We start from the raw sequence: 24600 nt of genomic DNA, 5'->3' as shown, positions 1-24600 counted from the left end.
CAAAACTGTCATAGGGCCTGATTAAGGTGACTGCCACGAACCGCAGGGAGCCTGACATGAACCTATTAGAAGAAAACCAGCCGACCGACCTCGAGCAACTGGTCGGCCTCAGCCGTCGCCGTTTCATCGGTGCCGGCGCCTTGTGTGGAGCGGCGCTGTTTCTCGGCGGCAGCCTGCTGAGCCGCAGCGTGCTGGCCAACAGTGTCAGCGCCGCGTCCGGCAGCCCGTTGCTCGGATTCAGCGCGATTGCTTCCTCCACCGCCGACGGCATCAGCCTGCCGCCGGGCTACAAGGCTTCGGTGCTGATCAGCTGGGGCCAGCCCCTGCATCCCGGAGCGCCGGCTTTCGACCCGTCCGGCAAGGGCACGGCCAAGGCCCAGGAAGTGCAGTTCGGCGACAACAACGACGGCATGAGCCTGTTCCCCTTCCCGGGCGATGAAAACCGCGCGCTGATGGCGATCAACAACGAGTACACCAACTATCGCTACCTGTTCGATCACGGCGGCCAGCCGGCCAACGCCGAGGACGTGCACAAGGCCCAGGCGGCCGAGGGTGTGTCGGTGATCGAAGTGCAGCGCAGGAACGGCCAATGGCAGTTCGTCCAGGACTCCAGGTACAACCGGCGCATCCACGGCAACACCCCGATGCGCATGAGCGGCCCGGCGGCCGGCGATGCCTGGCTGCGCACCGCCGCCGACAACAGCGGCAGCAAGGTCCTCGGCACCTTCCAGAACTGCGCCAACGGCAAGACGCCCTGGGGCACCTACCTGACCTGCGAAGAAAACTTCACCGATTGCTTCGGCAGCAGCGATCCGCAGCAGGCCTTCGATGCCGGACAGAAGCGCTATGGCGCCTCGGTGGCGGGCAAGGAGGTCGGCTGGCACCAGCATGACCCGCGCTTCGACCTGGCGAAAAACCCCAACGAGTTGAACCGCCATGGCTGGGTGGTGGAAATCGATCCGTTCGATCCGCAGTCCACCCCGGTCAAGCGCACCGCCCTCGGCCGTTTCAAGCACGAAAACGCAGCACTGGGCGAAACCCGCGACGGCCGCGCCGTGGTGTACATGGGCGACGATGAGCGCGGCGAGTTCATCTACAAGTTCATCAGCCGCGAGCGCATCGACCACAAGAACCCCACCGCCAATCGCAACCTGCTGGACCACGGCACCCTGTACGTGGCCCGCTTCGACGATGGCGACGGCAACCCCGGGCATCCGAAGGGCAAGGGCCAGTGGCTGGAACTCACCCACGGCAAGAACGGCCTCAACGCGGCCGCCGGTTTCGCCAGCCAGGCGCAGGTCCTGATCCACGCGCGGCTGGCCGCCAGCGTGCTGAAGGCTACGCGCATGGACCGTCCGGAATGGATCGTAGTCAGCCCGAAGGACGGGCAGGTCTATTGCACCCTCACCAACAACGTCAAGCGCGGTGAAGAAGGCCAGCCGGTCGGCGGCCCGAACCCTAGGGAGAAGAACGTCTACGGGCAGATCCTGCGCTGGCGCGAAACAGGTGATGACCATGGCTCGATGACCTTCGACTGGGATCTCTTCGTGGTCGCCGGCAATCCGCAGGTGCATCCAGGAACGGCCAAAGGCGGCTCGGGCAACGTCACCGCACAGAACATGTTCAACAGCCCCGACGGCCTGGGCTTCGACCCGGACGGCCGGCTGTGGATCCTCACCGACGGCGACTACAGCAATGCCGGGGATTTTGCCGGCATGGGCAACAACCAGATGCTCTGCGCCGATCCGGCGACCGGGGAGATCCGCCGTTTCATGGTCGGGCCGGTAGCTTGCGAGGTGACCGGAATCGCCTTTGCGCCGGACCAGAAGACCCTGTTCGTCGGTATCCAGCACCCGGGCGAAACCGGCGGCTCGACCTTCCCCGAGCACCTGCCGAATGGCAAGCCACGGTCGTCGGTAATGGCGATTACCCGGGAGGATGGCGGCATCATCGGCGCCTGACACAAAGGACTGGTTAACACAAAACCCTGTGGGAGCTGGCTTGCCAGCTGCCACAAGGTTCTCTGAATGCCTTGAGAATTGGACCTCTCCAGGAAACAGCCCCTGGGTTACCATGCCGGAATCGATGCGGCCCTTTTCCCCGCCGCGCAGCCGGAGTCGCGCATGTCCCACCCCTTCGATACCCTCACCCCCGATCTGGTCCTGGATGCCATCGAAAGCCAGGACCTGCTCAGCGATGCCCGCGTGCTGGCACTGAACAGCTACGAGAACCGCGTGTACCAGGTCGGCATCGAAGACGCCGAGCCGGTGATCGCCAAGTTCTACCGCCCCGGCCGCTGGAGCGATGCCGCCATTCTCGAGGAACATGCCTTCACCGCCGAATTGGCCGGGTGCGAAGTGCCCGTGGTCGCCCCGCTGCTGCATAACGGCAAGACCCTGTTCGAACACGCCGGTTTTCGTTTTGCGCTGTTCCCCCGTCGTGGCGGTCGTGCGCCGGAGCCAGGCAATCTCGACCAGCTCTATCGCCTCGGCCAGTTGCTCGGCCGCCTGCATGCGGTCGGTGCCAGCCGTCCTTTTGTCGAGCGCGAAAGCCTCGCTGTGGATAACTTTGGCCACGCCTCGCTGAGCACCCTGCTGGAAGGCGACTTCGTGCCGAAAAGCCTGCTTCCGGCCTTCGAATCCGTGGCTCGCGACCTGCTCAAGCGCATCGAGGCCATCTACGCCCGCACACCGCACCAGCAGATCCGCCTGCATGGCGACTGCCACCCCGGCAACCTGATGTGCCGTGACGAGGTATTCCATATCGTCGACCTCGACGACTGTCGCATGGGCCCCGCAGTCCAGGACCTGTGGATGATGCTCGCCGGCAGCCGCGAAGAGCGCCTCGGCCAGCTCGCCGAGCTGATGGATGGCTACAACGAATTCCACGATTTCGATCCCCGCGAGCTGGCCTTGATCGAGCCCCTGCGCGGCCTGCGCCTTTTGCACTACAGCGCCTGGCTGGCGCGGCGCTGGGACGATCCGGCGTTCCCGCGCAGCTTCCCCTGGTTCGGCCAGGAGCGCTATTGGGGCGACCAGATCCTGGCATTGCGCGAGCAGTGCGCGGCACTGGAAGAAGAGCCACTGAAATTGTTCTAGAAGCGGCAGGACCTCTGTCTACAATAGCCGCGCAACCCGTTAGCCCAAGCAAGGATCCTCATGACTGCCGCCAACCCGCGCCGCGGGTACATTCTCGGCCTGACCGCCTACATCATCTGGGGCCTGTTCCCCATCTACTTCAAGCTCCTGCAAAGCGTCCCGGCGGTGGAAATCATCGTCCACCGGGTGCTGTGGTCGGCGCTGTTCGGCGCGGCGTTGCTGCTGGTCTGGAAACACCCCGGCTGGTGGCGCGAGCTGCGCGAGAACCCGCGGCGCCTGGCCATCCTGGCCCTGAGCGGTTCGTTGATCGCCTTCAACTGGCTGACCTACGTCTGGGCGGTGAACAACGGGCGCATGCTCGAAGCCAGCCTCGGCTACTACATCAACCCGCTGGTCAACGTGTTGCTGGGCATGCTCCTGCTCGGTGAGCGCCTGCGCCGCCTGCAATGGGTCGCGGTGGGCCTGGCGGCGGCGGGCGTGGCGCAGCAGGTGTGGCAAGTGGGCAGCCTGCCGTGGGTATCGCTGGCCCTGGCGCTGAGCTTCGGTTTCTATGGGTTGATCCGCAAGCAGGCGCCTGTAGCGGCCTTGCCCGGCCTTGTAGTGGAAACCTGGATGCTGGTGCCGATCGCCATCGGCTGGCTGCTGCTCAACCCGATGGCCAGCAGCGCCCAGCCGGAGTTCTATACCACAAGCCAGGCGTTGTGGCTGATGGCTGCCGGGCCGGTGACCCTGGTGCCGCTGGTCAGCTTCAACGCGGCGGCCCGCCATCTGCCCTATACCACCCTGGGCTTCCTGCAGTACCTGGCGCCGACCCTGGTGCTGCTGCAGGCAGTGCTGCTGTTCGACGAGCACCTGTCGAGCAGCACCCTGGTTGCGTTCATGTTTATCTGGGCCGGCCTGGCCCTGTACAGCGTCGATGCCTGGCTGAGCCTGCGCAAGCGCGCCTGATCAAAAAACGATCAAGCCGCTACAGGCCACGTGATTCGTGGCCTGTAGCAACCTCTCCCAAGGTTATCCACACCCTCATCCCCGCGCTTTGTGCACAAGCCGCTGATTTCTGGCGGTTTTTTGCTCAATCCTTGGGAAGCCTTGATTCACGTGGCCTGCACGTCGCAGCCCCCAGCTTATCCACAGGGCGATCCACGCGAAAACGGGATAAGTGCCTGGGGATAACCTACTCCTCCGGACGCAGTTCCAGCTCGACCATGAGGTCGTCGGCCAGCTCTTCAAGGCGCGCCTGCAGGCCGTCCAGCGACAGGGTCAGCGGTACCGCAAGCAGGGCCTCGGCATGGAACAGCGGCTCGCTGCTCATCGGTGCCGGGCGCACGTCGGTACTCAAGCGCTCCACATTGACGCCCTGCTCGGCCAGCAGACGGGTGATATCGCGGACGATCCCGGGCCTGTCATTGCCCACCAGGCTCATGGCAATCGGCTTCCATGAACAGGATGGCTCGATCCCGCTTTCCGCGATCAACACGCGAATGCCACGCTCGCCCAGGGCCTGCAGGGCGTGGACCAGTTCATCATGGGACTCGGCCGGCACGGCGATGCGCAGGATCCCGGCGAACTGCCCGGCCATCCGCGACATGCGGCTTTCCAGCCAATTGCCGTTATGCTCGGCGATGGTTTGGGCGATACGCTCGACCTGCCCGGCCTTGTCGGCGGCAATGACGGTGAGAACAAGATGGTTCACGCGGACGACCCTCTGCAATACCGGTGGAAACGCCGCTGGCAGCATGGCGTCGGGTCAGTATAGGCAAGGCGCGGCAACCTGCCGCAGAGGAACGGAAAAGCGAATCGTGTACTGTTTTAAGATTTATCTGGAACAATCCACACGTTTTTTGCGAACATATCCTTTCCCAGCGTGACCCCATGCGACCAAACGGTCGCAGAACGACGTATTTAGTCTAATTTTCACATGCGCAGCGCATCATGTAGTATGCCGCAGCGTGGACTACAAAACGTTCCGATCGATGTCTGCCAAGCGCCTGTGAAAATGCGCAACCGCCCTCCAGCCAGCCTGGCGGGCCGCATCCAGTCGCCCGTCAGGGCATGTCCTGGTGCCGTGTTTAGAGAAGCGCGCAAGGCATAAATAGAAAAGCGATATAGCTGAGCAGAGTGAGGCAAGCAATGACTGAACACGTTCAAGTCGGTGGCCTTCAGGTCGCCAAAGTCCTGTTCGACTTCGTGAACAACGAAGCGATTCCCGGAACCGGCGTCAGCGCCGAGAAGTTCTGGGCAGGTGCGGAAAAGATCATCCACGACCTCGCTCCAAAGAACAAAGCCCTGCTGAGCAAACGCGACACCCTGCAAGCGCAGATCGATGCCTGGCACCAGGCGCGCAAAGGCCAGGCCCATGACGCCGCGGCCTACAAGGCTTTCCTTCAGGAAATTGGTTATCTGCTGCCAGAAGCGTCGGATTTCCAGGTGTCCACCCAGAATGTCGACGAAGAAATCGCCGTGATGGCCGGCCCGCAGCTGGTGGTTCCGGTGATGAACGCCCGTTTCGCCCTGAACGCCTCGAACGCCCGCTGGGGCTCGCTGTATGACGCGCTGTACGGCACCGATGCCATCAGCGAAGAAGGCGGCGCCGAAAAGGGCAAGGGCTACAACAAGGTGCGCGGCGACAAGGTCATCGCCTTCGCCCGCGCCTTCCTCGACGAATCCGCGCCACTGGCCGCCGGCTCCCACGTCGACGCCACCCGCTACAGCATCGAAGGCGGCAAACTGATCGTCGCCCTCAAGGGTGGCAGCAACAGCGGCCTGCGTGACGACGCGCAACTGATCGGCTTCCAGGGCCAGGCCAGCGAGCCGACCGGCATCCTGCTCAAGCACAACGACCTGCACTTCGAAATCCAGATCGACCCGACCACCCCGGTCGGCCAGACCGACGCCGCCGGCGTGAAGGACATCCTGGTCGAAGCCGCCCTGACCACCATCATGGACTGCGAAGACTCTGTCGCTGCCGTGGATGCCGACGACAAGGTCGTGGTCTATCGCAACTGGCTGGGCCTGATGAAGGGCGACCTGGCGGAAAGCGTAAGCAAGAACGGCCAGACCTTCACCCGCACCATGAACCCGGACCGCGAGTACACCGCGCCGAACGGTGGCACTGTCACCCTGCACGGTCGTTCGCTGCTGTTCGTGCGCAACGTCGGTCACCTGATGACCATCGACGCGATCCTCGACAAGGACGGTAACGAAGTGCCCGAGGGCATCCTCGACGGCCTGGTCACCAACCTCGCGGCGATGCACAACCTGAACGGCAACACCTCGCGCAAGAACAGCCGCAAGGGTTCGGTGTACATCGTCAAGCCGAAGATGCACGGCCCGGAAGAAGCCGCATTCACCAACGAGCTGTTCGGCCGCATCGAAGACATGCTGGGCCTGCCGCACAACACCCTGAAAGTCGGGATCATGGACGAGGAGCGCCGCACCACGGTCAACCTCAAGGCATGCATCAAGGCCGCCAGCGAGCGCGTGGTGTTCATCAACACCGGCTTCCTCGACCGTACCGGCGACGAGATCCACACCTCCATGGAAGCCGGCGCGATGGTGCGCAAGGGTGCCATGAAGGCGCAGAAATGGATCGGCGCCTACGAGAACTCCAACGTCGATATCGGCCTGGCCACCGGCCTGCAAGGCCGTGCCCAGATCGGCAAGGGCATGTGGGCCATGCCGGACCTGATGGCCGACATGCTGGAGCAGAAGATCGCCCACCCGCTGGCCGGTGCCAACACCGCCTGGGTACCGTCGCCGACCGCTGCGGCCCTGCACGTGCTGCATTACCATAAGGTCAACGTCAAGGAACGCCAGGCCGAACTGGCCAAGCGCGCCCCGGCGTCCGTGGACGACATCCTGACCATCCCGCTGGCACCGGACACCAACTGGTCCGCCGAGGAAATCCGCAACGAGCTGGACAACAATGCCCAGGGCATCCTTGGCTACGTGGTGCGCTGGATCGACCAGGGCGTGGGTTGTTCGAAGGTGCCGGACATCAACGATGTCGGCCTGATGGAAGACCGCGCCACGCTGCGCATCTCCGCCCAGTTGCTGGCCAACTGGCTGCGACATGGCGTGGTGACCGAAGCGCAGGTAGTGGAAGGCCTGAAGCGCATGGCGCCGGTGGTGGACAAGCAGAACGCCAACGACCCGCTGTACCGCCCGATGGCACCGGACTTCGACAACAACATCGCCTTCCAGGCGGCGGTCGAGCTGGTAGTGGAAGGTGCCAGGCAGCCGAACGGCTACACCGAGCCGGTGCTGCATCGTCGTCGTCGCGAGTACAAGGCGCGTAACGGCCTGTAAGTGATGGGTCGACCAGGCAATGATTGTCCTGGTCGGCGCGGTCCTATGGGAGCGGGTTCACCCGCGATTGTGGTAGTGAATTCACCGACGTAATCGCGGCGGTCCGGCGATCCGGTAAACCCGCTCCCACAGGGTCCGTGCAAAGGCTTCTTTTCAGCTGATCCCCAGCTCCCGCCGCACCAACTCCATCAATTTCCCCACCTCGATCGGCTTGAGCAGGAAGTCCACGACGCTCAGGTGCATCGCGGTGATCGCGTCCTGCACCCCGGCATCCCCGGAAATGATGATGATCGGCAGCTCCGCCCGCTCCGACTCGCGCACCTTGCCGATCAGTTCCAGGCCATCGAAGGGCCCCATTCGCAAATCGGTGACCAGCAATCCGATGCGCCGGTCGCGCAGGATCGTCTTCAGCGCCTCGCGCGCATCGGTCAGGGCAAGGCATTCGATGCCTTCGGCCTGGAGGTACTGGGCCAGCAACTCGCTGGCGTCTTCATCATCATCGACGACCAGCACTTTCTGCGGCCGGGCGGGCGGTGCGGACACTTCCGCCAGGGCCTCGCGCTCTGCGTCGCTCAGTAAATCGTCGTGGTCAGGCATGGGCATCTCATTGGTTCCAGAGCACGCAAAAGCTCATTTATCAAGTTCAGACCGCAAACAGAGCGCTTGCAACCTGCATTTCGTCGGCGCCCTAGACTTACGTCCAATGGGCACCCGGCCCTTGCACATCCGACCATGGCGGCAATAACAACAATCGGTTTCGCCCACGAGACCCCGAGACGGTGCCGTTGATGAGCAAAATGGACGCGTTCGACCAGGCCGGTAAAACCGCGGTAATGCAGAACATCCAGGGGACCATGCAGTTCCTGCAGCGCTTTCCGCCGTTCAACCAGATGGAAAACGCCCATCTGGCGTACCTGGTGGAACAGTGCCAGCTGCGCTTCTACGCCGCCGGGGACAGCATCATCAAACCCGCCGACGGCCCCGTCGAGCACTTCTTCATCGTCAAGCAGGGCCGCGTGGTCGGCGAGCGCACCCATGTGGTCAAGGGCGGCACGGAAACCACCTTCGAAATCACCCGCGGCGAATGCTTCCCGCTGGCCGCCCTGCTCGGCGAAAGGGCTACCCGCACCGAGCATATCGCCGGCGAGGACACCTTCTGCCTGCAACTGAACAAGGCCGCCTTTATCCGCCTGTTCGCCCTGTCCGATGTGTTTCGGGATTTTTCCCTGCGTGGCGTGAGCAGCCTGCTCGACCAGGTCAACCAGCAGGTCCAGCGCCGTGCCGTGGAAACCCTGGGCAACCAGTATTCACTCAACACCCGCCTCGGTGAACTGGCGATGCGTCATCCGGTGGTCTGCACGCCGGCAACCAGCCTGCGCGAAGCGGTGCGGATGATGGATGAGAGCCAGGTCGGTAGCATCGTGATCGTCGATGAGCAGCGCTTTCCGGTGGGCATCTTTACCTTGCGCGACCTGCGCCAGGTGGTGGCACGCGCCGAAACCGACCTTGACTCGGCGGTGTCCGGGCACATGACGGCCTCGCCGTTCTACCTGCCGCCCCAGGCCAGCGCCTTCGATGCCGCCATTGCCATGACCGAACGCCACATCGCCCACGTCTGCCTGGTAGAGGACCGCCGCCTGTGCGGCGTGGTTTCCGAGCGCGACCTGTTTTCCCTGCAACGGGTCGATCTGGTTCACCTGGCCCGCACCATCCGCAGCGCGCCGCGCCTGGACAACCTGGTCGCCCTGCGCGGCGAGATCGGCCAGTTGGTGGAGCGCATGCTGGCCCACGGCGCCTCCTCGACGCAGATCACCCACATCATCACCCTGCTCAACGACCACACCGTATGCCGGGTGATCGAACTGGCGATCGAGGACAAGGGCGACCCCGGCGTACCTTTCTCCTGGCTGTGCTTCGGCAGCGAAGGCCGCCGCGAGCAGACACTGCACACCGACCAGGACAACGGCATCCTCTTCGAGGCGAAGGACGCGGTGGAAGCCGCCGCGATCCGCGAGCGCCTGCTGCCCCTGGCCCAGCGCATCAACCAGGACCTGGCACAATGCGGCTTCAGCCTGTGCAAGGGCAACATCATGGCCGGCAACCCGGAGCTGTGCCTGTCGCGCAGCGAATGGGCCCGGCGCTTCTCCGCATTCATCCGCGAGGCGACCCCGGAAAACCTGCTGGCCTCGAGCATTTACTTCGACCTGCGGGTGGTCTGGGGCGATGACCGGGGCTGCGAGCAACTGCGCCACGGCATCCTTGAACAGGTCGCCGACAACCGCCTGTTCCAGCGCATGATGGCCGACAACGCGCTGCGCCAGAAACCGCCCGTGGGCCGCTTCCGCGAATTCGTCCTGACCCGCAGCGGCAATGACAAGGCCGCCACCCTCGACCTCAAGGTCCAGGGCCTGACGCCTTTCGTCGATGGCGCACGCCTGCTGGCCCTGGCCCACGGCATCAGCGCCAACAACACCCTGGAGCGCCTGCGCCAATTGGTGGAAAAAGAGGTGATCGACCCACTGGACGGCGGTGCCTTCGAGGAGGCGTATCACTTCATCCAGCAGACCCGCATGCAGCAGCACCAGATCCAGACCCGGCAGAACCTTCCCTACTCCAACCGCGTCGATCCGGACGACCTGAACGACCTGGACCGGCGCATCCTGCGTGAATCCCTGCGGCAGGCCCAGCGCCTGCAAAGCAGCCTGGCGCTGCGGTACCAGCTATGAGCCTGTTCGCCTGGCTGCGTCCCGCCCAACCCACCCTGCAGGACGACCAGCGCCAGCGTCTGGCCCGGCTGGCTGCCGCGCCCGTCCTGGACGAGCGGCCCCTGCGCCAGCAGCGCTGGGTGGTGCTGGACCTGGAAACCAGCGGCCTCAACCTTAACCGCGACCAGGTGTTGTCCATCGGCGCGGTGGTGATCGAGGACGGCGCCATCGACTTCGGCCAGCAATTCGAACGCACCCTGCACCGTCACGACCACAAGCTGGCGCCCAGCGTGCTGATCCACGGCCTGGCACCCAGCGCTATCGCCGCGGGGTGCGATCCGGCGCAAGCCTTGCTGGACCTGATGGAGTTCATCGGCGACAGCCCGCTGCTGGCTTTCCACGCCGGGTTCGACCAGCGCATGCTGGGCCGCGCACTCAAGGACAGCCTCGGCTACAAGCTCCAGCACCCGTTCATGGATGTCGCCGAACTGGCACCGCTGCTCAACCCGGACGTTGTGCTACGGGACGCCGGGCTCGATGACTGGATCGCTCATTTCGGCCTGCAGGTCGAGGAACGCCACAACGCCAGCGCCGATGCCCAGGTTACTGCCGAAATCGCCTTGATCCTGTTCAGCCAGGCCCGACGCCAGTTGCTCGACAGTCCGCGGCAGCTGGAACAGCGCCTGCAAGGCTGGCGGCGCAAGCGCCAGCAGCATCACGGTTTGTAAGACCTTTCCCGGAAAGACCAACGAGCAATCCGATAAGCGTTAATTGCACAGTGCTAGCTGCTCTGACACAATCGCGAATAATTCTCGTTAGTTAACACTTTCTTTTTCCGGGGAACGCCTTGTCGTCCGTACCTAGCCCTCACAGCGAGCTGGTTGGCGCACTGTACCGCGATCACCGCAGCTGGCTGCTCGCCTGGCTGCGCCGCAACCTCGCCAGCGCCGAACGTGCCGAAGACCTGAGCCAGGACACCTTCGTTCGTCTGCTCGGCCGCGACGAGCTGACCGCCCCGCGCCAGCCGCGGGCGTTCCTGATGGCGGTGGCCAAAGGGCTGCTGTTCGACCATTTCCGCCGCACCGCGCTGGAACAGGCCTATCTGGACGAACTGCTGCTGATGCCCGAGGCCGAGCACCCGTCTCCGGAAGCCCTGCACCTGATCCTCGAAGACCTCAAGGCCATCGACCGTCTGCTCGGCAAGCTGTCGAGCAAGGCCCGCGCGGCCTTCCTGCACAGCCGCCTGGACGGCATGAGCCACGCCGAGATCGCCGACAGGCTCGGCGTTTCGGTAGCACGGGTGCGCCAGTACCTGGCCCAGGGCATGCGCCAGTGCTACATCGCCCTGTACGGCGAGCCGACATGAAGGGGATGAATGGTGCACCGGTCTCGGCCCCGGTGCTCGATGCCGCGATCAACTGGCAATTGTGCTTCGATGCCGGCAGCGACAGCGCCCAGCAGCGGGCCGAGTTCGAGCGCTGGCATGCCGCGAGCGAGGAGCACGCCCGGGCCTGGCGGCAACTGGGCATGCTCGACCAGCGTTTCGCCGCGGCCGCGGGCCCGGCACGCAAGGCCTTGCAGCAATCCCGCGTCGGCCTGCGCCAGCGCGTGCGCAAGCTCGGCGGCGGGCTGGCCAGCCTGGTACTGCTGGGTGGCCTGCTCAACTGGATCAACCTGCACCAGCCGCTGGGCTACTGGCTCGCCGACCAACGCACCGGCACCGGCGAAACCCGCAGCCTGCGCCTGGACGACGGCACCCTGGTCAGCCTTGCCACGCACTCCGCCGTGGATATCCGCTTCACAGCCAAGGAGCGCCTGATCGTCCTGCACGATGGCGAGATCTCCGTCGAGACCGGACACAAGGACAACGACCGACGGCCCTTCGTGGTCGCTACCGACGACGGCCGCCTGCGTGCCCTGGGCACCCGTTTCCTGGTGCGCCTGGAGAGCGACGGCACGCGGTTGAGCGTGTTGCAGTCGGCAGTCGCGGCCAAGCCGCAGGACAGCGGCGAGGAGCAGGTGGTGCAGGAAGGTCACCAGGTGTTGATGAACCATGAGCGCCTGGGGCGGATCGACACACTCGCGGTCGGGGCCGACGCCTGGACCCGCGGCATGCTGGTGGTGGACAACGTGCGGCTGGCAGATCTGGTCGGCGAACTGGGTCGTTATCGCACCGGATACCTGGGCGTGGCACCGGAAGTGGCGGACCTGCGCATCACCGGAAGCTTCCCGCTGCATGACACCGACCTGGCGCTGAAGTCGCTGTTGCCGACCTTGCCGGTGCAGGTGCAGCAGCGCACGCCATGGTGGGTGACCGTGGTGGCTCGCGCAGACAAATAAGTGCTGTGCCTATCGCTGGCAACGCCAGCTCCCACAGGGAATATGCGATCCCTGTGGGAGCTGGCGTTGCCAGCGATCAGGCCCTCACAAACACCACCGAAATCTAAATCAAAAATATTTTCACTAACCCCTATCACTTTTCGTTTTTCGTTCGGCATGGAGGCTACTCAGTACAAAATTCCCGTCGAGGACCCGCATGACCCGCTCAATCGAAAGCCTCCTGCGCCCCAGCCTGCTGGCCATGGCCATCACCATCGCCGCCCCCCTGGCCGCCACGCCGCTGCTCGCCGCCGAACAGACCCAAAGCTACAACCTGCCGGCGGCCCCGCTGGCCAGCACCCTGACCCGGATCGCCAGCCAGGCAGGAATCGCCCTGACGCTGGATCCGGCATTGGCCAGCGGCAAGAGCTCGGCACCGGTCAACGGCCAGTACGATGGCGTCAGCGCCATGCAACAGGCCCTGCGCGGCACCGGTCTGCAACTGCAACAAAGCAGCGTCGGCACCTACAGCCTGGTAGCGATTCCAGAGGGCACCCTGGCCCTGCCGGAAACCGAGATCAACGCCGCCGGCAATTACGAAAGCGCCTGGGGCGCGGTCGAAGGCTACACCGCCACCCGCTCCGCCGCTGGCACCAAGACCGACACCGCCATTGCCGAGATTCCTCGCTCGATGACCGTGGTCACTCGCCAGCAGATGGAGGACCGCCCGGTCCTCAACCTCAACGATGCACTGCGCTATGCCGCCGGCGTGCAAAGCAGCGGCTACGGCTCCGACTCGCGCAGCGACTGGCTGCTGGTTCGCGGCTTCGTGCCAACCCAGTTCCTCGACGGCCTGCCGTTGCCACGGGGCAACTACGCCACGCCGAAGATCGAGACCTGGAACCTCGAGCGCGTCGCCGTCCTACGCGGCCCGGCCTCCTCGGTCTATGGCCAGACCCCGCCCGGCGGCCTGGTGGACATGGTCACCCGTCGCCCGCAAGCCGAAAGCAGCAATGAATTGGAAGTCCAGGTCGGCAGCAACGAACACCGCCAGATCAACTTCGACAGCACCGGCAAGATCGACGACGACGGCCAATTCCTCTACCGCGTCAGCGGTACCGTGCGCGACAGCAACGCTCCGGTCGACCACATCCCGGACAAACGCTACAACCTGGCGCCGAGCGTCACCTGGAATATCAACGATGATACCCGGCTGACCTTCATCTCCCAGTTCACCCGGGACGATACCGGTATCACCGGGCAGTTCCTGCCGCTGCAAGGAACCAAGATCGACAGCGCCGCAGGCAAGATTTCCCATCACAAGAACCTTGGCGATCCGGACTGGGAATCCTACGACCGCACCTACTACGCCCTTGGCTACGCCTTCGAGACCCGGCTCAACGACACCTGGCAGTTCCGCCAGAACCTGCGCTACACCCGCAACGAGCTGGACTTCAAGGGCATCACCGCCGGTGGCAGTATCTGGCCAGCCGGCCCGGACCAGGCCGTACAACCGGATGGCACAGTCGCCCGCACCGCCGGTATCGTCGAGGAAGACATCGGCCAGTTCGCCGTGGACAACAATTTCCAGGCCGATTTCCAGACCGGCGCAATCAGCCACACCCTGCTGCTCGGCCTCGACCACCAGCGCTCCACCTCCGATGCGCGCTGGCGCTGGGGCTCGGCCGGCGTGCCGTCGAGCAACATCCACAAGCCGATCTACGGACAGGACTTCTCCAACGTCACGTACTTCGACATGTACGACTACACCCAAAAGATCCAGCAGACCGGTCTGTACATCCAGAACCAACTGGCCCTGGACAACTGGCGCCTGACCCTGGGCGGTCGTGAAGACTGGGTGCACAACGGCACCACCTTCCACAACCTGGGCGACGCCACCAACACCCTGCGCGACAAGCAGTTCAGCGGCAACGCGGCCCTGAGCTACGTGTTCGACAACGGCATCACCCCGTACATCTCCTACGCCGAGTCGTTCCAGCCGGCCATCGGCACCCAGGTCGCCAGTACCGGCACCTTCAAGCCGACCGAAGGCAAGCAATACGAACTGGGCGTGAAGTACCAGCCACCAGGCAGCAAGACCCTGCTGACCGCTGCGGTATTCGACCTGACCCAGCAAAACATGTCGGTCACCGAGGCCAATATCACCCGCCAGGTCGGTGAAGTGCGCAACCGTGGCCTGGAGCTGGAAGCCACGTCCGACGTGACCGAGAGCCTCAAGCTGGTGGCCTCGTACACCTATAACGACAGCGAAATCACCAAGGGCACCGCAGAAGAGAAAGGCAAGCGCATGGCCCAGGTGCCACGCAACCAGGCCACCGCCTGGGCCGACTACACCTGGCGCAGCGGCCTGCTCGACGGCTTCGGCGTTGGTGCCGGGGTGCGCTATGTCGGCGACACCTACGGCAACACCACCAACACCTACTGGGGTCATGTAGGTTCCTACACCGTCTACGATGCCTCGGTGCACTACGACCTGGGCCGCGTCAACAGCAGCCTCAAGGGCATGACCGTGGCGGTGGACGCGAAGAACCTGTTCAACAAGGACTACCTGTCCACCTGCGACGGCTACTACTGCTACTACGGCGACGAGCGCAACGTGGTGGCCAGCGTGAACTACAAGTTCTAAGCCGGGATGAAGAGCAAGACCATCCGCCGCTGGTCCGCAGTCCACACCTGGACCAGCCTGATCTGCACCCTGTTCCTGCTGCTCCTGGCAGTAACGGGGCTGCCGCTGATCTTCCATCACGAGATCGACCACCTGCTGGGCGATGCGCCCGAGTTGCAGGAGATGCCTGCCGACACGCCCAGGCTGGACCTCCAACAGCTTGTCCTGAAGGCCGAGGCCCACCGCCCGGGCGAGGTGATGCAGTACTTCGGCTGGGACGAGGACGACAGCAACGGCGTGGTGGCGATCATGGCGGCCAGCGCCGGCACCGAGCCGAACTCGTCGCATACCTTCATGCTCGACGCCCGTACCGGCGAGGCGGTGGAAATGCCGTCGGCCAACGGCGGCTTCATGATGGTCATGCTGCGCCTGCACGTGGACATGTTCGCCGGGCTGCCAGGCAAGCTGCTGCTGGCCTTCATGGGCGTGCTGTTCGTGGTGGCGATCATTTCCGGGGTGGTGCTCTACGCACCCTTCATGCGCCGCCTGGACTTCGCCACCGTGCGCCATGAAAAGGCTCGGCGTACGCGCTGGCTCGACCTGCATAACCTGATCGGCATCGTCACCCTGACCTGGGCCTTGGTGGTCGGCATGACCGGGGTGATCAGCGCGCTGTCCGACCTGGTCATCGCCGCCTGGCGCAACGACAGCCTGGCACAGATGGTCGCGCCGTACCGGGATGCGCCGCCGCTGACCGAACCGGCTCCGGTCAGCCGGGTCCTGGATATCGCAGCCGGAGCCACGCCGGGCATGCAGCCGGACTTCATCGCCTTCCCGGGCACACGCTTCTCCAGCGAGCACCACTATGCGGTGTTCATGAAAGGCAGCACGCACTTGACCTCGCACCTGCTGACGCCGGTATTGATCGATGCCAGTACCCTGAAGGTCACGGCCGTGGGCGAGCGCCCCTGGTACATGGATGCCATGGGCCTGTCGGCGCCCCTGCATTTCGGCGACTACGGCGGCCGCCCCATGCAGATGCTCTGGGCAGCGCTGGATGTGCTGACCATCATCGTGCTGGGCAGCGGGCTGTACCTGTGGTGGGTGCGCCGACGGACGGAGGTGGGCCGATGAACTGGAAGGTATTCGGCATGCCGCTGCTGATCGGCGTGCTCGGCGCGGCGGGGCTGTTTGCCGCGCTGCTCGGGGATGGCTGGTGGGATGTCCTGTCCTGGGTCGGGCTGGGGTTGCCGGCGTGGTATGGGTTCAGGGGGTTCTTCAGGTAAAACTGTGGGGCTCCCAATCGCCGGCAACGCCGGCTCCCACAGGTTCTGCGGTGCACACAATACCTGTGGGAGCCGGCGTTGCCGGCGATGAGGCCTTCAAGAACACCCACCATCTCGCCCCCGGGAACATTCCCCCAAAATCCCGATCCAACCCTCGTTTTCCCTGCCTTTCCCGGCTGACGAGGTTCCTCCCCATGAAACGCTTCGCCCTGGTCTCCTTCCTGGCCCTGGCTGCCACCCCGGTGTTCGCCTTCAATCTCGGCGATGCGGCCAACGCCATCTCCACCCTCCAAGGCCAGCAGAACAAGGCTCCGGTCCAGGCGCCCGAAGCCTCGGCCAACCTGCTCAATACCCTGGGCAGTCAATTGAACATCACGCCCGAGCAAGCCATCGGCGGCACCGGTGCCCTGCTGGGCCTGGCGCGCAACCAGCTCAGCGGCAGCGACTACGAACAACTGAGCAAGGCGGTACCGGGCCTGGACATGCTGTCCGGGGACAACGCCCTGGGCGGGCTGGCGGGGCTGGGTGAACTGCTCGGCAAGAGCGGAGAAAGCTCGGCCCTGGGCAATGCCCTGGGCGGCAATGTGAAGAACGGCACCGACCTGAACAACGCCTTCAGCGCACTGGGCATGGATACCGGGATGATCGGCCAGTTCGCCCCGCTGATCCTGCAATACCTCGGCCAGCAGGGCGTGGCCGGTTCGCTGCTGCAGAGCCTGGCCGGCATCTGGGGCCACGGCACTACCGCACCGCTGGCCCCGACGCCGCGCTCATCGGTTTAATTCGGCGCGCAGGCGCTCGATGCGCTCGTCCTTGTCGTGCCACAGCTGGTTGACCCAGGCCTGCACGGCCTGGCGCACGGCGGGGTCGGTTTCGTAGTCGCCGGCCCACAGCGCCGGGTCCAACTCGCGCACCTCGATATCGACGATCACCCGCGGGATCGAGCCGCTGACCAGGTCCCAGAACCCCGGGGCCTTGTCGCCCGGATAGACGATGGTCACGTCCAGCAGCGCATCCAGCTGTTCGCCCAGCGCCGCCAGGACGAACGCCACCCCGCCCGCCTTGGGCTTGAGCAGGTGCTTGTACGGCGACTGCTGCGCCGCACGCTTGGCCTCGGTGAACCGGGTGCCTTCAAGGTAGTTCACCACCGTCACCGGCTGGCGCTTGAACAGCTCGCAGGCGGCCTTGGTGATTTCCAGGTCCTGGCCCTTGAGGTGCGGGTGCTTGTCGAGAAAGGCCTTGCTGTAGCGCTTCATGAAGGGGTAATCCAGCGCCCACCAGGCCAGGCCCAGCAGCGGCACCCAGATCAGTTCCTTCTTGAGGAAGAACTTGAAGAACGGGATCTTGCGGTTGAGCACCTGGATCAACGCCGGGATATCCACCCAGGTCTGGTGGTTGCTGACCGCCAGGTACGAGGTGTCCAGGCGCAGGTTCGAGTTGCCGCGCACATCCCAGACCGTAGGAATGCACAGGGCGAAGATCAGCTTGTCGATCTCGGCCCAGGTCTCGGCGAACCACATCACCATCCATGACGCGTAGTCGCGGTAGCGACCGGGCAGGACCAGCTTGAGCAAGGCGAAAACCATCAGCGGCCCGATAAGGACCAGGGTGTTGAGCAACAGCAACAGGGTGACGAAACTGCCGGTGAGCAGGCGACGCATAAGTCGACTCTTATCGTGGGAAAACAGTCGGCCATTTTAAGCAGCCGGGTGAGGAACACCAAACGCCACCGGCATACGGTCACAGACAAATGTTTCACATTGTGTTGTTTACAGTCTGTTGCCGAACCTGTAGCCCAACGGCAGTCTAAGCACTGTCACGATCCCAGGAAGCACTGCATTGAAACCACTGATTGCCCTGCTCGGCCTGCTGTCCCTGCCGGTGATGGCCGCCGAGCCCGACCTCTATGGCCGCTACGAATACATCGGCGTTGCCGATATCGGCCAGACCTTCAAGGCCAAGATGGACACCGGTGCGCTGACCGCCTCGCTGTCGGCCAGGAACATCGAGCAGTTCACCCGTGACGGCGAGGACTGGGTGCGTTTCCGCCTGGCCACCAAGGACGCCGACGACAAGGTCTACGAACACAAGCTCGCGCGCATGAGCAAGATCAAGAACCGCGCCGACGAAGAGGACGAGGAAGGCGCCGATATCGCCCACCGCCCGGTGATCGACCTGGAACTGTGCCTGGGCGACGTCAAGCGCACCGTCGAGGTCAACCTCACCGATCGCAGCAGCTTCAACTACCCGCTGCTGATTGGCGCCAAGGCCCTGCGCGAGTTCAACGCCGCGGTCAACCCGGCCCGTCGCTACACCGCCGGCAAGCCCGGCTGCTGACGCAGCAGTTGCAAGCTGCACGCGATAAGCGGCAAGCAAAGGCAGATCGCTTTACACTTGCAGCTTCCCACTTGCCGCTTGCAACTGCCCATGCCCCACATCCTCATCGTTGAAGACGAAGCGGCGATCGCCGACACCCTGGTCTTCGCCCTGCAAGGCGACGGCCACAGCACCGAGTGGGTCAGCCTCGGCCAACGGGCTCTGGAACGCCTGCGCCAGCAGCCGGCGGACCTGGTGATCCTGGACATCGGCCTGCCGGATATCAGTGGCTTCGAGACCTGCCGGCAACTGCGACGCTTCAGCGAGGTGCCGGTGATGTTCCTCAGTGCCCGCGACAGCGAGATCGACCGGGTGGTGGGCCTGGAAATCGGCGCCGACGACTATGTGGTCAAGCCCTTCAGCCCGCGTGAAGTCAGCGCCCGGGTGCGCGCCATCCTCAAGCGCATGGCGCCAGCGCCTGCCCTCGCCCCGGCACCGGCCAGCACGCCGTTCAGCCTCGACACCCTGCGCATGCAGATCCACTACCGCGAGCAGTTGCTCAACCTGACCCGCCATGAATTCCGCCTGCTGCAATGCCTGCTGGCGCAACCGGAGCGGGTGTTCAGCCGCGAGCAGTTGCTCGATGCCGTGGGGGTGTCCGCCGACGCCGGCTACGAGCGCACCATCGACAGCCATATCAAGAGCCTGCGCGCCAAGCTGCGCGGGGTCGTCGCCGATGCCGAGCCAATCCAGACCCACCGCGGCCTGGGCTACAGCTACAACCCGGCGCACGCCTGATGCGCCTGGGTACCCGCATCTTCCTGGTGTACTTCCTGTTCGTCGGGCTGACCGCCTGGTTCGTCCTCAACACCGTGCGTGAACAGGTACGCCCGGCGGTGCGCCAGTCCACCGAGGAAACCCTGGTGGACACCGCCAACCTGCTGGCCGAGATCCTGCGTGACCAGGTCAAGGCCGGGACACTCGGCCAGAGCGAGTTGCCGCACGTGCTCAAGGCCTACGGCCAACGCCGGCCCAACGCGGATATCTGGGGCCTGGCCAAGACCGAAGTCAATCACCGCATCTACGTTACCGACGCCAAGGGCATCGTTCTGCTCGACTCTGCCGGCGAGGCTGTAGGCCAGGACTATTCGCGCTGGAACGACGTCTACCTGACCCTGCGCGGCCAGTACGGCGCGCGCTCGACCCGCAGCGATCCCGACGATCCCGACTCGTCGGTGATGCACGTGGCGGCGCCGATCCGCGATGGTGAAACCCTGATCGGCGTAGTCACCGTGGCCAAGCCCAACCTGTCGCTCAAGCCCTACGTCGATCGCTCGGAGAAGCGCCTGATCACCCTCGGTATCGGCCTGATCGTCCTCGGCCTGCTGGTCGGCGCGGCGCTGTCCTGGTGGCTGGCGCGCTCGCTGCGGCGCCTGACCCGCTATGCCCAGGCGGTCAGCGAGGGCGAGCGGGTCGCCCTGCCGCACTATCGCGGCGGCGAGCTGGCGATGCTGGCCGGCGCCGTGGAACGCATGCGCACCCAGCTGGAAGGCAAGGACTACGTCGAACGCTACGTGCACACCCTGACCCATGAACTGAAAAGCCCGCTGGCCGCGATCCGTGGCGCCAGCGAGCTGCTGCAGGGGCCGATGAGCGAAGAGCAGCGGCAGCGCTTCGCCAGCAATATCGAAAGCGAAAGCGCGCGCATGCAGCAACTGATCGAGCGCCTGCTGGACCTGGCCCAGGTCGAGCAGCGCCAGGGTCTGGAAGATCAACAGCAGGTGGCCGTGGCGGCGCTGGTCGATGAACTGCTGATGGCGCGCGGCGCGCGCATCGAAAGCGCCGGCTTGCAGGTCCGGCAACGCATCCCGGCCGTGGCCCGGCTGTACTGCGAGCCCTTCCTGATGCGCCAGGCCATCGGCAACCTGCTGGAAAACGCCCTCGATTTCACCCCGCCCGGTGGTTTGCTGGTGTTCGAGCTGGAGCAGGATGTGCAGCGCGTGGCCCTAAGCCTGTTCAACCAGGGCGAGGCCATCCCCGACTACGCCCTGGGCCGGCTCAGCGAACGGTTCTATTCGCTGCCGCGCCCGGGCACGGGCCGCAAGAGCACCGGCCTGGGCCTGAATTTCGTCGAGGAAGTGCTGCACTTGCATGGCGGCTCGCTGGAGATCGCCAATGTCGAGGATGGGGTGCGCGTGCGGCTATGGCTGCCGGCCAGTCGCCTGGGCTGAATCTCTCCACACAAGCTCCACACAAGCTTCCGAAAGCCTCCACATAGCGCCGCCAGACTGGGCTCCTTCTCAAGCGGAGCCCTTTGCATGAACAAGTCACTAAGCCTGAAACTCGGCACCATCGCCTTGCTGGTGGTGGTGGTGCTGATCCCGCTGGTCATGATCGGCGGCCTTATCGATGAACGCCAGGCCCTGCGCGACAGCGTGGTCGAGGATATCGCGCAAAGCGCCAGCCGCGCCCAGCAGATCAGCGGGCCGCTGCTGGTGGTGCCGTACAGCAAGTACGAGCGGGTGTGGAAGATCCAGGATGGCAAGAGTTTCCAGACCGCCGAGGTGACCAGGAGCTACCTGGTGTTTCTCCCCGAGCGTTTCGTCCTCGACGGCAGCGCCAGCACCGAACTGCGCTCGCGGGGTATCTACCAAGCGCGGCTGTTCCATGCGCAGAGCCGGATCAGCGGGCAGTTCAAGGTTCCGGCCAACTGGGGCATCACCAGCGACCTGGACGACTACCGCTTCGACAAGCCCTTCATCGCCGTGGGCATCAGCGATATCCGCGGCATCCAGAACGGCCTGCAACTGCAGCTCGACGGCCGCACCCTGGACTTCGCCGCCGGCAGCCGGCTGGACTGGCTGGGCGGCGGCGTGCACGCAGTGATCGACAACCTCGACAGCAAGGCAGAGATGCGCCTGGACTATGCCTTCGACCTCGACCTGCAAGGCACCGGGCAACTGCATGTGCTGCCGGTGGGCCGCAGCAGCAGCGTGACGCTCGCCGCCAACTGGCCGCATCCGAGCTTCATCGGCAACTACCTGCCCACCAGCCGCGAGATCGACGCGACGGGCTTCAAGGCGACATGGCAGACCTCGTTCTTCTCCACCAACCTCGAAGAAACCTTGGGCCGCTGCACTACCCAGCAGAACTGCGAGGGCTTCGCAAGCCGGGCGTTTGGCGTGAGCTTCGTCGACCCGGTGGACCACTACCTGAAGAGCGAGCGGGCGATCAAATACGCGCTGCTGTTCATCGCCTTGACCTTTGCCGGCTTCTTCCTCTTCGAGGTGCTGCGCAACCTCAGCGTGCACCCGATCCAGTACGCGCTGGTGGGCGCGGCCCTGGCGCTGTTCTACCTGTTGCTGCTGTCGTTGTCGGAGCACATCGGGTTTGGCCTGGCGTATCTGTTGTCGGCGGGCGGCTGTGTGCTGTTGATCGGTTTCTATCTGTGCCACGTGTTGCACAGCCGTGTGCGCGGGTTCGGTTTCGCTGGCGGCCTGGCGGTGTTGTATGCGCTGCTCTACGGGCTGTTGAGCGCCGAGGATTACGCGCTGCTGATGGGGGCCTTGCTGCTGTTCGCGCTGCTTGGGGTATTCATGGTGCTGACGCGGCGGCTGGACTGGTACCGGGCCGGGCAGGTGCAAGGATGAGCGGGCTCAGGGAGGACCGGGAGTTTGGGGAAGAGTTGGTGAAGGGGATCAGGGTCTTGTGGAACGCACAGGTGCTGCTGGCCCATCACCTTGTGGGAGCTGGCGTTGCCAGCGATAAGGCCCGGACAGGCAGCAGGGTTGAACCTGCTGCCGCCATCGCCGGCAACGCCGGCTCCCACAGGGATCTGAGCTGCGCCCCGGATGTTGGACAAAAAATCCAACATCGGGGTGTTTTGCATGACCAAGTATTCAAAGCAGTTCAAGTTGTCCGCCATCGAAGCCTTCCTCAAGCGAGGCCGAGGTTTCCGTCATGTGGCGAACCAGTTCCAGATAGATCCCACCTTGCTTCGCCGTTGGGTCGTGGCCTATCAGCAACACGGCAGGTCCAGCCTTGAGCATCGCCATCAGCGCCACAGCGCCGAATTCAAGATTACGGTGCTTCACCGCATGCTAAATGACCGTCTTTCTCAGCGCGCCGCCGCAGCGTTGTTCAACCTAGGTAACTCTAGTCAGCTGGGCAGATGGCTGCGCCAGTATTACAGTGACGGGCTCGCAAACCAGCTTTCTGTAGAAAAGAGTTCAACCCGCACCATGCCCAAGCCTTCCGCCAAGTCCTCCAAGCCTGCAGCCGTGCGTAACGAGGACCTCTCGCCCAAAGAGTTACTAGAGAAAGTTCGCATGCTTGAAGCGGAGAACGCCTACCTAAAAAAGCTCGAGGAGTTAGAGGAGGCGAAGCTCAGGCAGACCCGGGCAGTAAGGAAAAAGCCCAGCTGATTACCGCGCTGCGCCGACAGTTCAGGCTGAAATACCTGCTGATCGCTGCTGGTTTGCCTCGTAGCACTTACTACACCTACTTCGGGGACGAGGGCGCCGAGGATAAGTACGCTCCACTGAAACAGGCGATGCGGGGCATTCAGGAGCACCACAGGGGCCGGTATGGTTATCGTCGCATGACCGCTGCGCTGCGCCAGAAAGGGCACGTGATCAACGGCAAGAAAGTGCGCCGCCTCATGGGCGAGTTGGACCTCAAGTGCACGGTACGACCGAAGAAATACAAGTCGTACAGAGTGCTGATGGACGAAGCATCGCCGAACACCATGAACCGGGAGTTCGCTGCTGATCAGCCGAATCAGAAATGGGTGACAGACGTTACCGAGTTCAAGGTGGCTGGAGAAAAGCTTTATCTGTCGCCAGTTCTGGACTTGTACAACGGGGAGATCGTGGCCTATCAAACGGATACTCGGCCGCGTTACACCCTGGTGGGAACGATGCTTGAACGAGCGCTGGAGAAGCTGCCGGCTGACAGTAAGCCGATGCTGCACTCAGATCAGGGATGGCATTATCGCTATCCGGATTACCGCCAGCGCTTGAAAGAAGCGGGCTTGGAACAGAGCATGTCGCGCAAGGGCAACTGCCTGGACAATGCGGCGATGGAAAGCTTTTTCGGCACGCTGAAGTCCGAGTATTTCTACCGCGAGAAATTTGAGAGCATCGAGCAATTACGCGCTGGGATTGATGATTACATCCGCTACTACAACCACGAACGTATCAAGATGAAGCTCGGCGGCCTGAGCCCTGTAGCGTACAGAGCACAAGCCGCATAGCTTTAGACAAAAGTGTCCAACATCCGGGGCGCAGCTCAATCCGGGGCGGCCCCGACATTGAGGATCAGGCCGGGACAGTCGCCTTCATCGAAGCCCGCTGACTGACCTCGGCATACCAGGCCGCCAGCTTCGGCTGCTGCTCGCGCCAGCCGAAGTCCGGCATGCGCAGGTCGATATAGCCCAGGGCGCAGGCCACGCCAATCGAAGCCACATCGAACGCCGAGGCGATCTCGGCGTAGTGGTTTTCTTCCAGATCCGCCAGCCCCCGGCGGATCTTGTCCGTCTGCGCCTCGACCCATGGGTCCCAACGCTTCTCTTCCGGACGCAGGAAGGTCTCGTAGCGGGTCAGCACCGCCGCATCCATGAGCGCGTCCGCCTGCGAGGCCAGGGTCAGGCGCCGCCAGCGCGCCGAGCCCTCGCGGGGAATCAGCGGATTGCCGACATGCTGCTGGTCGAGGAAGTCGATGATGACCCGGCTGTCATGCAGGACGCTGCCGTCCTCCAGGCGCAGGGCCGGGATCTTGCCCGACGGATTGCCCTGGTTCAGATCGGCGTCCGGGCTGACCGGGGTGATGTTGACCGATTGCACCGTGACCCGGTCCACCTGGCCGGTTTCATGCAGCACCACCATCACCTTGCGCACGAACGGCGACAGCGGCGAATGGAACAGCGTCATGCTCGACATCGT

At 64.1% G+C, this 24600-nt stretch carries 21 protein-coding genes; 17 read left to right on the top strand and 4 right to left on the bottom strand.

What is annotated here, in order from left to right; genetic code table 11:
* Positions 1-56 precede the first annotated feature (56 nt).
* The 3 genes from ACPFMA_RS02305 to rarD all read left to right on the top strand — a co-directional run bounded on the left by ACPFMA_RS02305 (position 57) and on the right by rarD (position 4046).
* Positions 57-1961, top strand: coding sequence for a PhoX family protein (locus ACPFMA_RS02305; RefSeq protein WP_425929619.1), 1905 nt, complete (start codon positions 57-59; stop codon positions 1959-1961).
* 162 nt (positions 1962-2123) lie between these two features.
* Positions 2124-3098 (top strand): serine/threonine protein kinase, encoded by a 975-nt coding sequence (locus tag ACPFMA_RS02300; protein WP_425929618.1) that lies wholly within the window; start codon positions 2124-2126, stop codon positions 3096-3098.
* Positions 3099-3158: 60 nt separating this feature from the next.
* The gene (gene rarD / locus ACPFMA_RS02295; RefSeq protein WP_009404173.1) at positions 3159-4046 is read left to right on the top strand and encodes an EamA family transporter RarD; all 888 of its coding nucleotides are present in this window, start codon (positions 3159-3161) and stop codon (positions 4044-4046) included.
* A 226-nt stretch (positions 4047-4272) separates the two neighbouring features.
* Here rarD and ACPFMA_RS02290 read toward each other — a convergent pair whose 3' ends face one another.
* Positions 4273-4791: a glycine cleavage system protein R gene (locus ACPFMA_RS02290; RefSeq protein WP_425929617.1), complete on the bottom strand. Its 519-nt coding sequence runs from the start codon at positions 4789-4791 to the stop codon at positions 4273-4275.
* Between the two features lie 437 nt (positions 4792-5228).
* On the opposite strand from ACPFMA_RS02290, the gene ACPFMA_RS02285 reads away from it, so the two are divergent.
* Positions 5229-7406: a malate synthase G gene (locus tag ACPFMA_RS02285; protein ID WP_420058637.1), complete on the top strand. Its 2178-nt coding sequence runs from the start codon at positions 5229-5231 to the stop codon at positions 7404-7406.
* Between the two features lie 153 nt (positions 7407-7559).
* Here ACPFMA_RS02285 and ACPFMA_RS02280 read toward each other — a convergent pair whose 3' ends face one another.
* Complete coding sequence (locus ACPFMA_RS02280; RefSeq protein ID WP_037061633.1) at positions 7560-8003, bottom strand: response regulator; 444 nt, start codon at positions 8001-8003, stop codon at positions 7560-7562.
* A gap of 191 nt (positions 8004-8194) precedes the next feature.
* Between ACPFMA_RS02280 and ACPFMA_RS02275 the strand changes: the two genes are divergently transcribed.
* From ACPFMA_RS02275 to ACPFMA_RS02240, 8 genes are all read left to right on the top strand, one after another.
* Complete coding sequence (locus tag ACPFMA_RS02275) at positions 8195-10132, top strand: DUF294 nucleotidyltransferase-like domain-containing protein (RefSeq protein ID WP_064303019.1); 1938 nt, start codon at positions 8195-8197, stop codon at positions 10130-10132.
* Positions 10129-10839, top strand: a complete 711-nt coding sequence (locus ACPFMA_RS02270; RefSeq protein WP_420058638.1) for a 3'-5' exonuclease — start codon at positions 10129-10131, stop codon at positions 10837-10839. The genes ACPFMA_RS02275 and ACPFMA_RS02270 overlap by 4 nt, the downstream gene beginning before the upstream one ends.
* Positions 10840-10958: 119 nt before the next feature.
* On the top strand, positions 10959-11477 hold the full coding sequence (locus ACPFMA_RS02265) for an RNA polymerase sigma factor (protein ID WP_009404165.1): 519 nt from the start codon (positions 10959-10961) through the stop codon (positions 11475-11477).
* Positions 11474-12451, top strand: coding sequence for a FecR domain-containing protein (locus ACPFMA_RS02260; RefSeq protein WP_064303672.1), 978 nt, complete (start codon positions 11474-11476; stop codon positions 12449-12451). The genes ACPFMA_RS02265 and ACPFMA_RS02260 overlap by 4 nt, the downstream gene beginning before the upstream one ends.
* A gap of 196 nt (positions 12452-12647) precedes the next feature.
* The gene (locus tag ACPFMA_RS02255) at positions 12648-15077 is read left to right on the top strand and encodes a TonB-dependent siderophore receptor (RefSeq protein ID WP_420058639.1); all 2430 of its coding nucleotides are present in this window, start codon (positions 12648-12650) and stop codon (positions 15075-15077) included.
* A gap of 6 nt (positions 15078-15083) precedes the next feature.
* Positions 15084-16190: a PepSY-associated TM helix domain-containing protein gene (locus ACPFMA_RS02250; protein WP_425929616.1), complete on the top strand. Its 1107-nt coding sequence runs from the start codon at positions 15084-15086 to the stop codon at positions 16188-16190.
* On the top strand, positions 16187-16342 hold the full coding sequence (locus tag ACPFMA_RS02245; protein WP_425929615.1) for a hypothetical protein: 156 nt from the start codon (positions 16187-16189) through the stop codon (positions 16340-16342). The genes ACPFMA_RS02250 and ACPFMA_RS02245 overlap by 4 nt, the downstream gene beginning before the upstream one ends.
* 194 nt (positions 16343-16536) lie before the next feature.
* Complete coding sequence (locus ACPFMA_RS02240; protein ID WP_425929614.1) at positions 16537-17124, top strand: DUF2780 domain-containing protein; 588 nt, start codon at positions 16537-16539, stop codon at positions 17122-17124.
* Here the strand turns inward: ACPFMA_RS02240 and ACPFMA_RS02235 are convergent.
* Positions 17113-18003 carry an acyltransferase gene (locus ACPFMA_RS02235; RefSeq protein ID WP_064303676.1) on the bottom strand — a complete coding sequence of 297 codons (891 nt, stop codon included), beginning with the start codon at positions 18001-18003 and terminating at the stop codon, positions 17113-17115. The two genes, ACPFMA_RS02240 and ACPFMA_RS02235, sit on opposite strands and share 12 nt — an antisense overlap.
* Before the next feature lie 178 nt (positions 18004-18181).
* Between ACPFMA_RS02235 and ACPFMA_RS02230 the strand changes: the two genes are divergently transcribed.
* From ACPFMA_RS02230 to ACPFMA_RS02210, 5 genes are all read left to right on the top strand, one after another.
* Entirely contained in the window at positions 18182-18679 is a 498-nt protein-coding gene (locus ACPFMA_RS02230; protein WP_420058643.1) for an ATP-dependent zinc protease family protein, read from the top strand.
* Positions 18680-18769: 90 nt separating this feature from the next.
* Positions 18770-19456 carry a two-component system response regulator CreB gene (gene creB, locus ACPFMA_RS02225; RefSeq protein WP_425929613.1) on the top strand — a complete coding sequence of 229 codons (687 nt, stop codon included), beginning with the start codon at positions 18770-18772 and terminating at the stop codon, positions 19454-19456.
* Positions 19456-20889, top strand: a complete 1434-nt coding sequence (gene creC, locus ACPFMA_RS02220; RefSeq protein WP_425929612.1) for a two-component system sensor histidine kinase CreC — start codon at positions 19456-19458, stop codon at positions 20887-20889. The genes creB and creC overlap by 1 nt, the downstream gene beginning before the upstream one ends.
* Positions 20890-20976: 87 nt before the next feature.
* Complete coding sequence (creD, locus tag ACPFMA_RS02215; protein ID WP_425929611.1) at positions 20977-22308, top strand: cell envelope integrity protein CreD; 1332 nt, start codon at positions 20977-20979, stop codon at positions 22306-22308.
* Positions 22309-22545: 237 nt separating this feature from the next.
* Positions 22546-23912 (top strand): IS3 family transposase gene (locus ACPFMA_RS02210; RefSeq protein ID WP_425929056.1). Its coding sequence is split into 2 segments (ribosomal slippage): positions 22546-23011 and positions 23011-23912, totalling 1368 coding nucleotides; the frame shifts between segments, so codons are not numbered across the junction.
* A 64-nt stretch (positions 23913-23976) separates the two neighbouring features.
* Here the strand turns inward: ACPFMA_RS02210 and ACPFMA_RS02205 are convergent.
* On the bottom strand, positions 23977-24597 hold the full coding sequence (locus ACPFMA_RS02205) for a glutathione S-transferase (RefSeq protein WP_425929610.1): 621 nt from the start codon (positions 24595-24597) through the stop codon (positions 23977-23979).
* Positions 24598-24600 lie beyond the last annotated feature (3 nt).

This window comes from Pseudomonas sp. NyZ201, from assembly GCF_049860765.1.
Taxonomy (GTDB): domain Bacteria; phylum Pseudomonadota; class Gammaproteobacteria; order Pseudomonadales; family Pseudomonadaceae; genus Aquipseudomonas; species Aquipseudomonas bharatica.
This window is presented reverse-complemented; position numbering and strand designations above follow the sequence as displayed.

What these genes read in the sequence shown, in the direction of transcription:
- ACPFMA_RS02205 (WP_425929610.1), bottom strand. Translation starts at nt 24,597, where the DNA reads ATGTCGAGCATGACGCTGTTCCATTCGCCGCTGTCGCCGTTCGTGCGC.
- creC (WP_425929612.1), top strand. Translation starts at nt 19,456, where the DNA reads ATGCGCCTGGGTACCCGCATCTTCCTGGTGTACTTCCTGTTCGTCGGG.
- ACPFMA_RS02270 (WP_420058638.1), top strand. Translation starts at nt 10,129, where the DNA reads ATGAGCCTGTTCGCCTGGCTGCGTCCCGCCCAACCCACCCTGCAGGAC.
- rarD (WP_009404173.1), top strand. Translation starts at nt 3,159, where the DNA reads ATGACTGCCGCCAACCCGCGCCGCGGGTACATTCTCGGCCTGACCGCC.
- ACPFMA_RS02260 (WP_064303672.1), top strand. Translation starts at nt 11,474, where the DNA reads ATGAAGGGGATGAATGGTGCACCGGTCTCGGCCCCGGTGCTCGATGCC.
- ACPFMA_RS02235 (WP_064303676.1), bottom strand. Translation starts at nt 18,003, where the DNA reads ATGCGTCGCCTGCTCACCGGCAGTTTCGTCACCCTGTTGCTGTTGCTC.
- ACPFMA_RS02250 (WP_425929616.1), top strand. Translation starts at nt 15,084, where the DNA reads ATGAAGAGCAAGACCATCCGCCGCTGGTCCGCAGTCCACACCTGGACC.
- ACPFMA_RS02240 (WP_425929614.1), top strand. Translation starts at nt 16,537, where the DNA reads ATGAAACGCTTCGCCCTGGTCTCCTTCCTGGCCCTGGCTGCCACCCCG.
- creB (WP_425929613.1), top strand. Translation starts at nt 18,770, where the DNA reads ATGCCCCACATCCTCATCGTTGAAGACGAAGCGGCGATCGCCGACACC.
- ACPFMA_RS02285 (WP_420058637.1), top strand. Translation starts at nt 5,229, where the DNA reads ATGACTGAACACGTTCAAGTCGGTGGCCTTCAGGTCGCCAAAGTCCTG.
- ACPFMA_RS02245 (WP_425929615.1), top strand. Translation starts at nt 16,187, where the DNA reads ATGAACTGGAAGGTATTCGGCATGCCGCTGCTGATCGGCGTGCTCGGC.
- ACPFMA_RS02275 (WP_064303019.1), top strand. Translation starts at nt 8,195, where the DNA reads ATGAGCAAAATGGACGCGTTCGACCAGGCCGGTAAAACCGCGGTAATG.
- ACPFMA_RS02305 (WP_425929619.1), top strand. Translation starts at nt 57, where the DNA reads ATGAACCTATTAGAAGAAAACCAGCCGACCGACCTCGAGCAACTGGTC.
- creD (WP_425929611.1), top strand. Translation starts at nt 20,977, where the DNA reads ATGAACAAGTCACTAAGCCTGAAACTCGGCACCATCGCCTTGCTGGTG.
- ACPFMA_RS02300 (WP_425929618.1), top strand. Translation starts at nt 2,124, where the DNA reads ATGTCCCACCCCTTCGATACCCTCACCCCCGATCTGGTCCTGGATGCC.
- ACPFMA_RS02255 (WP_420058639.1), top strand. Translation starts at nt 12,648, where the DNA reads ATGACCCGCTCAATCGAAAGCCTCCTGCGCCCCAGCCTGCTGGCCATG.
- ACPFMA_RS02280 (WP_037061633.1), bottom strand. Translation starts at nt 8,003, where the DNA reads ATGCCTGACCACGACGATTTACTGAGCGACGCAGAGCGCGAGGCCCTG.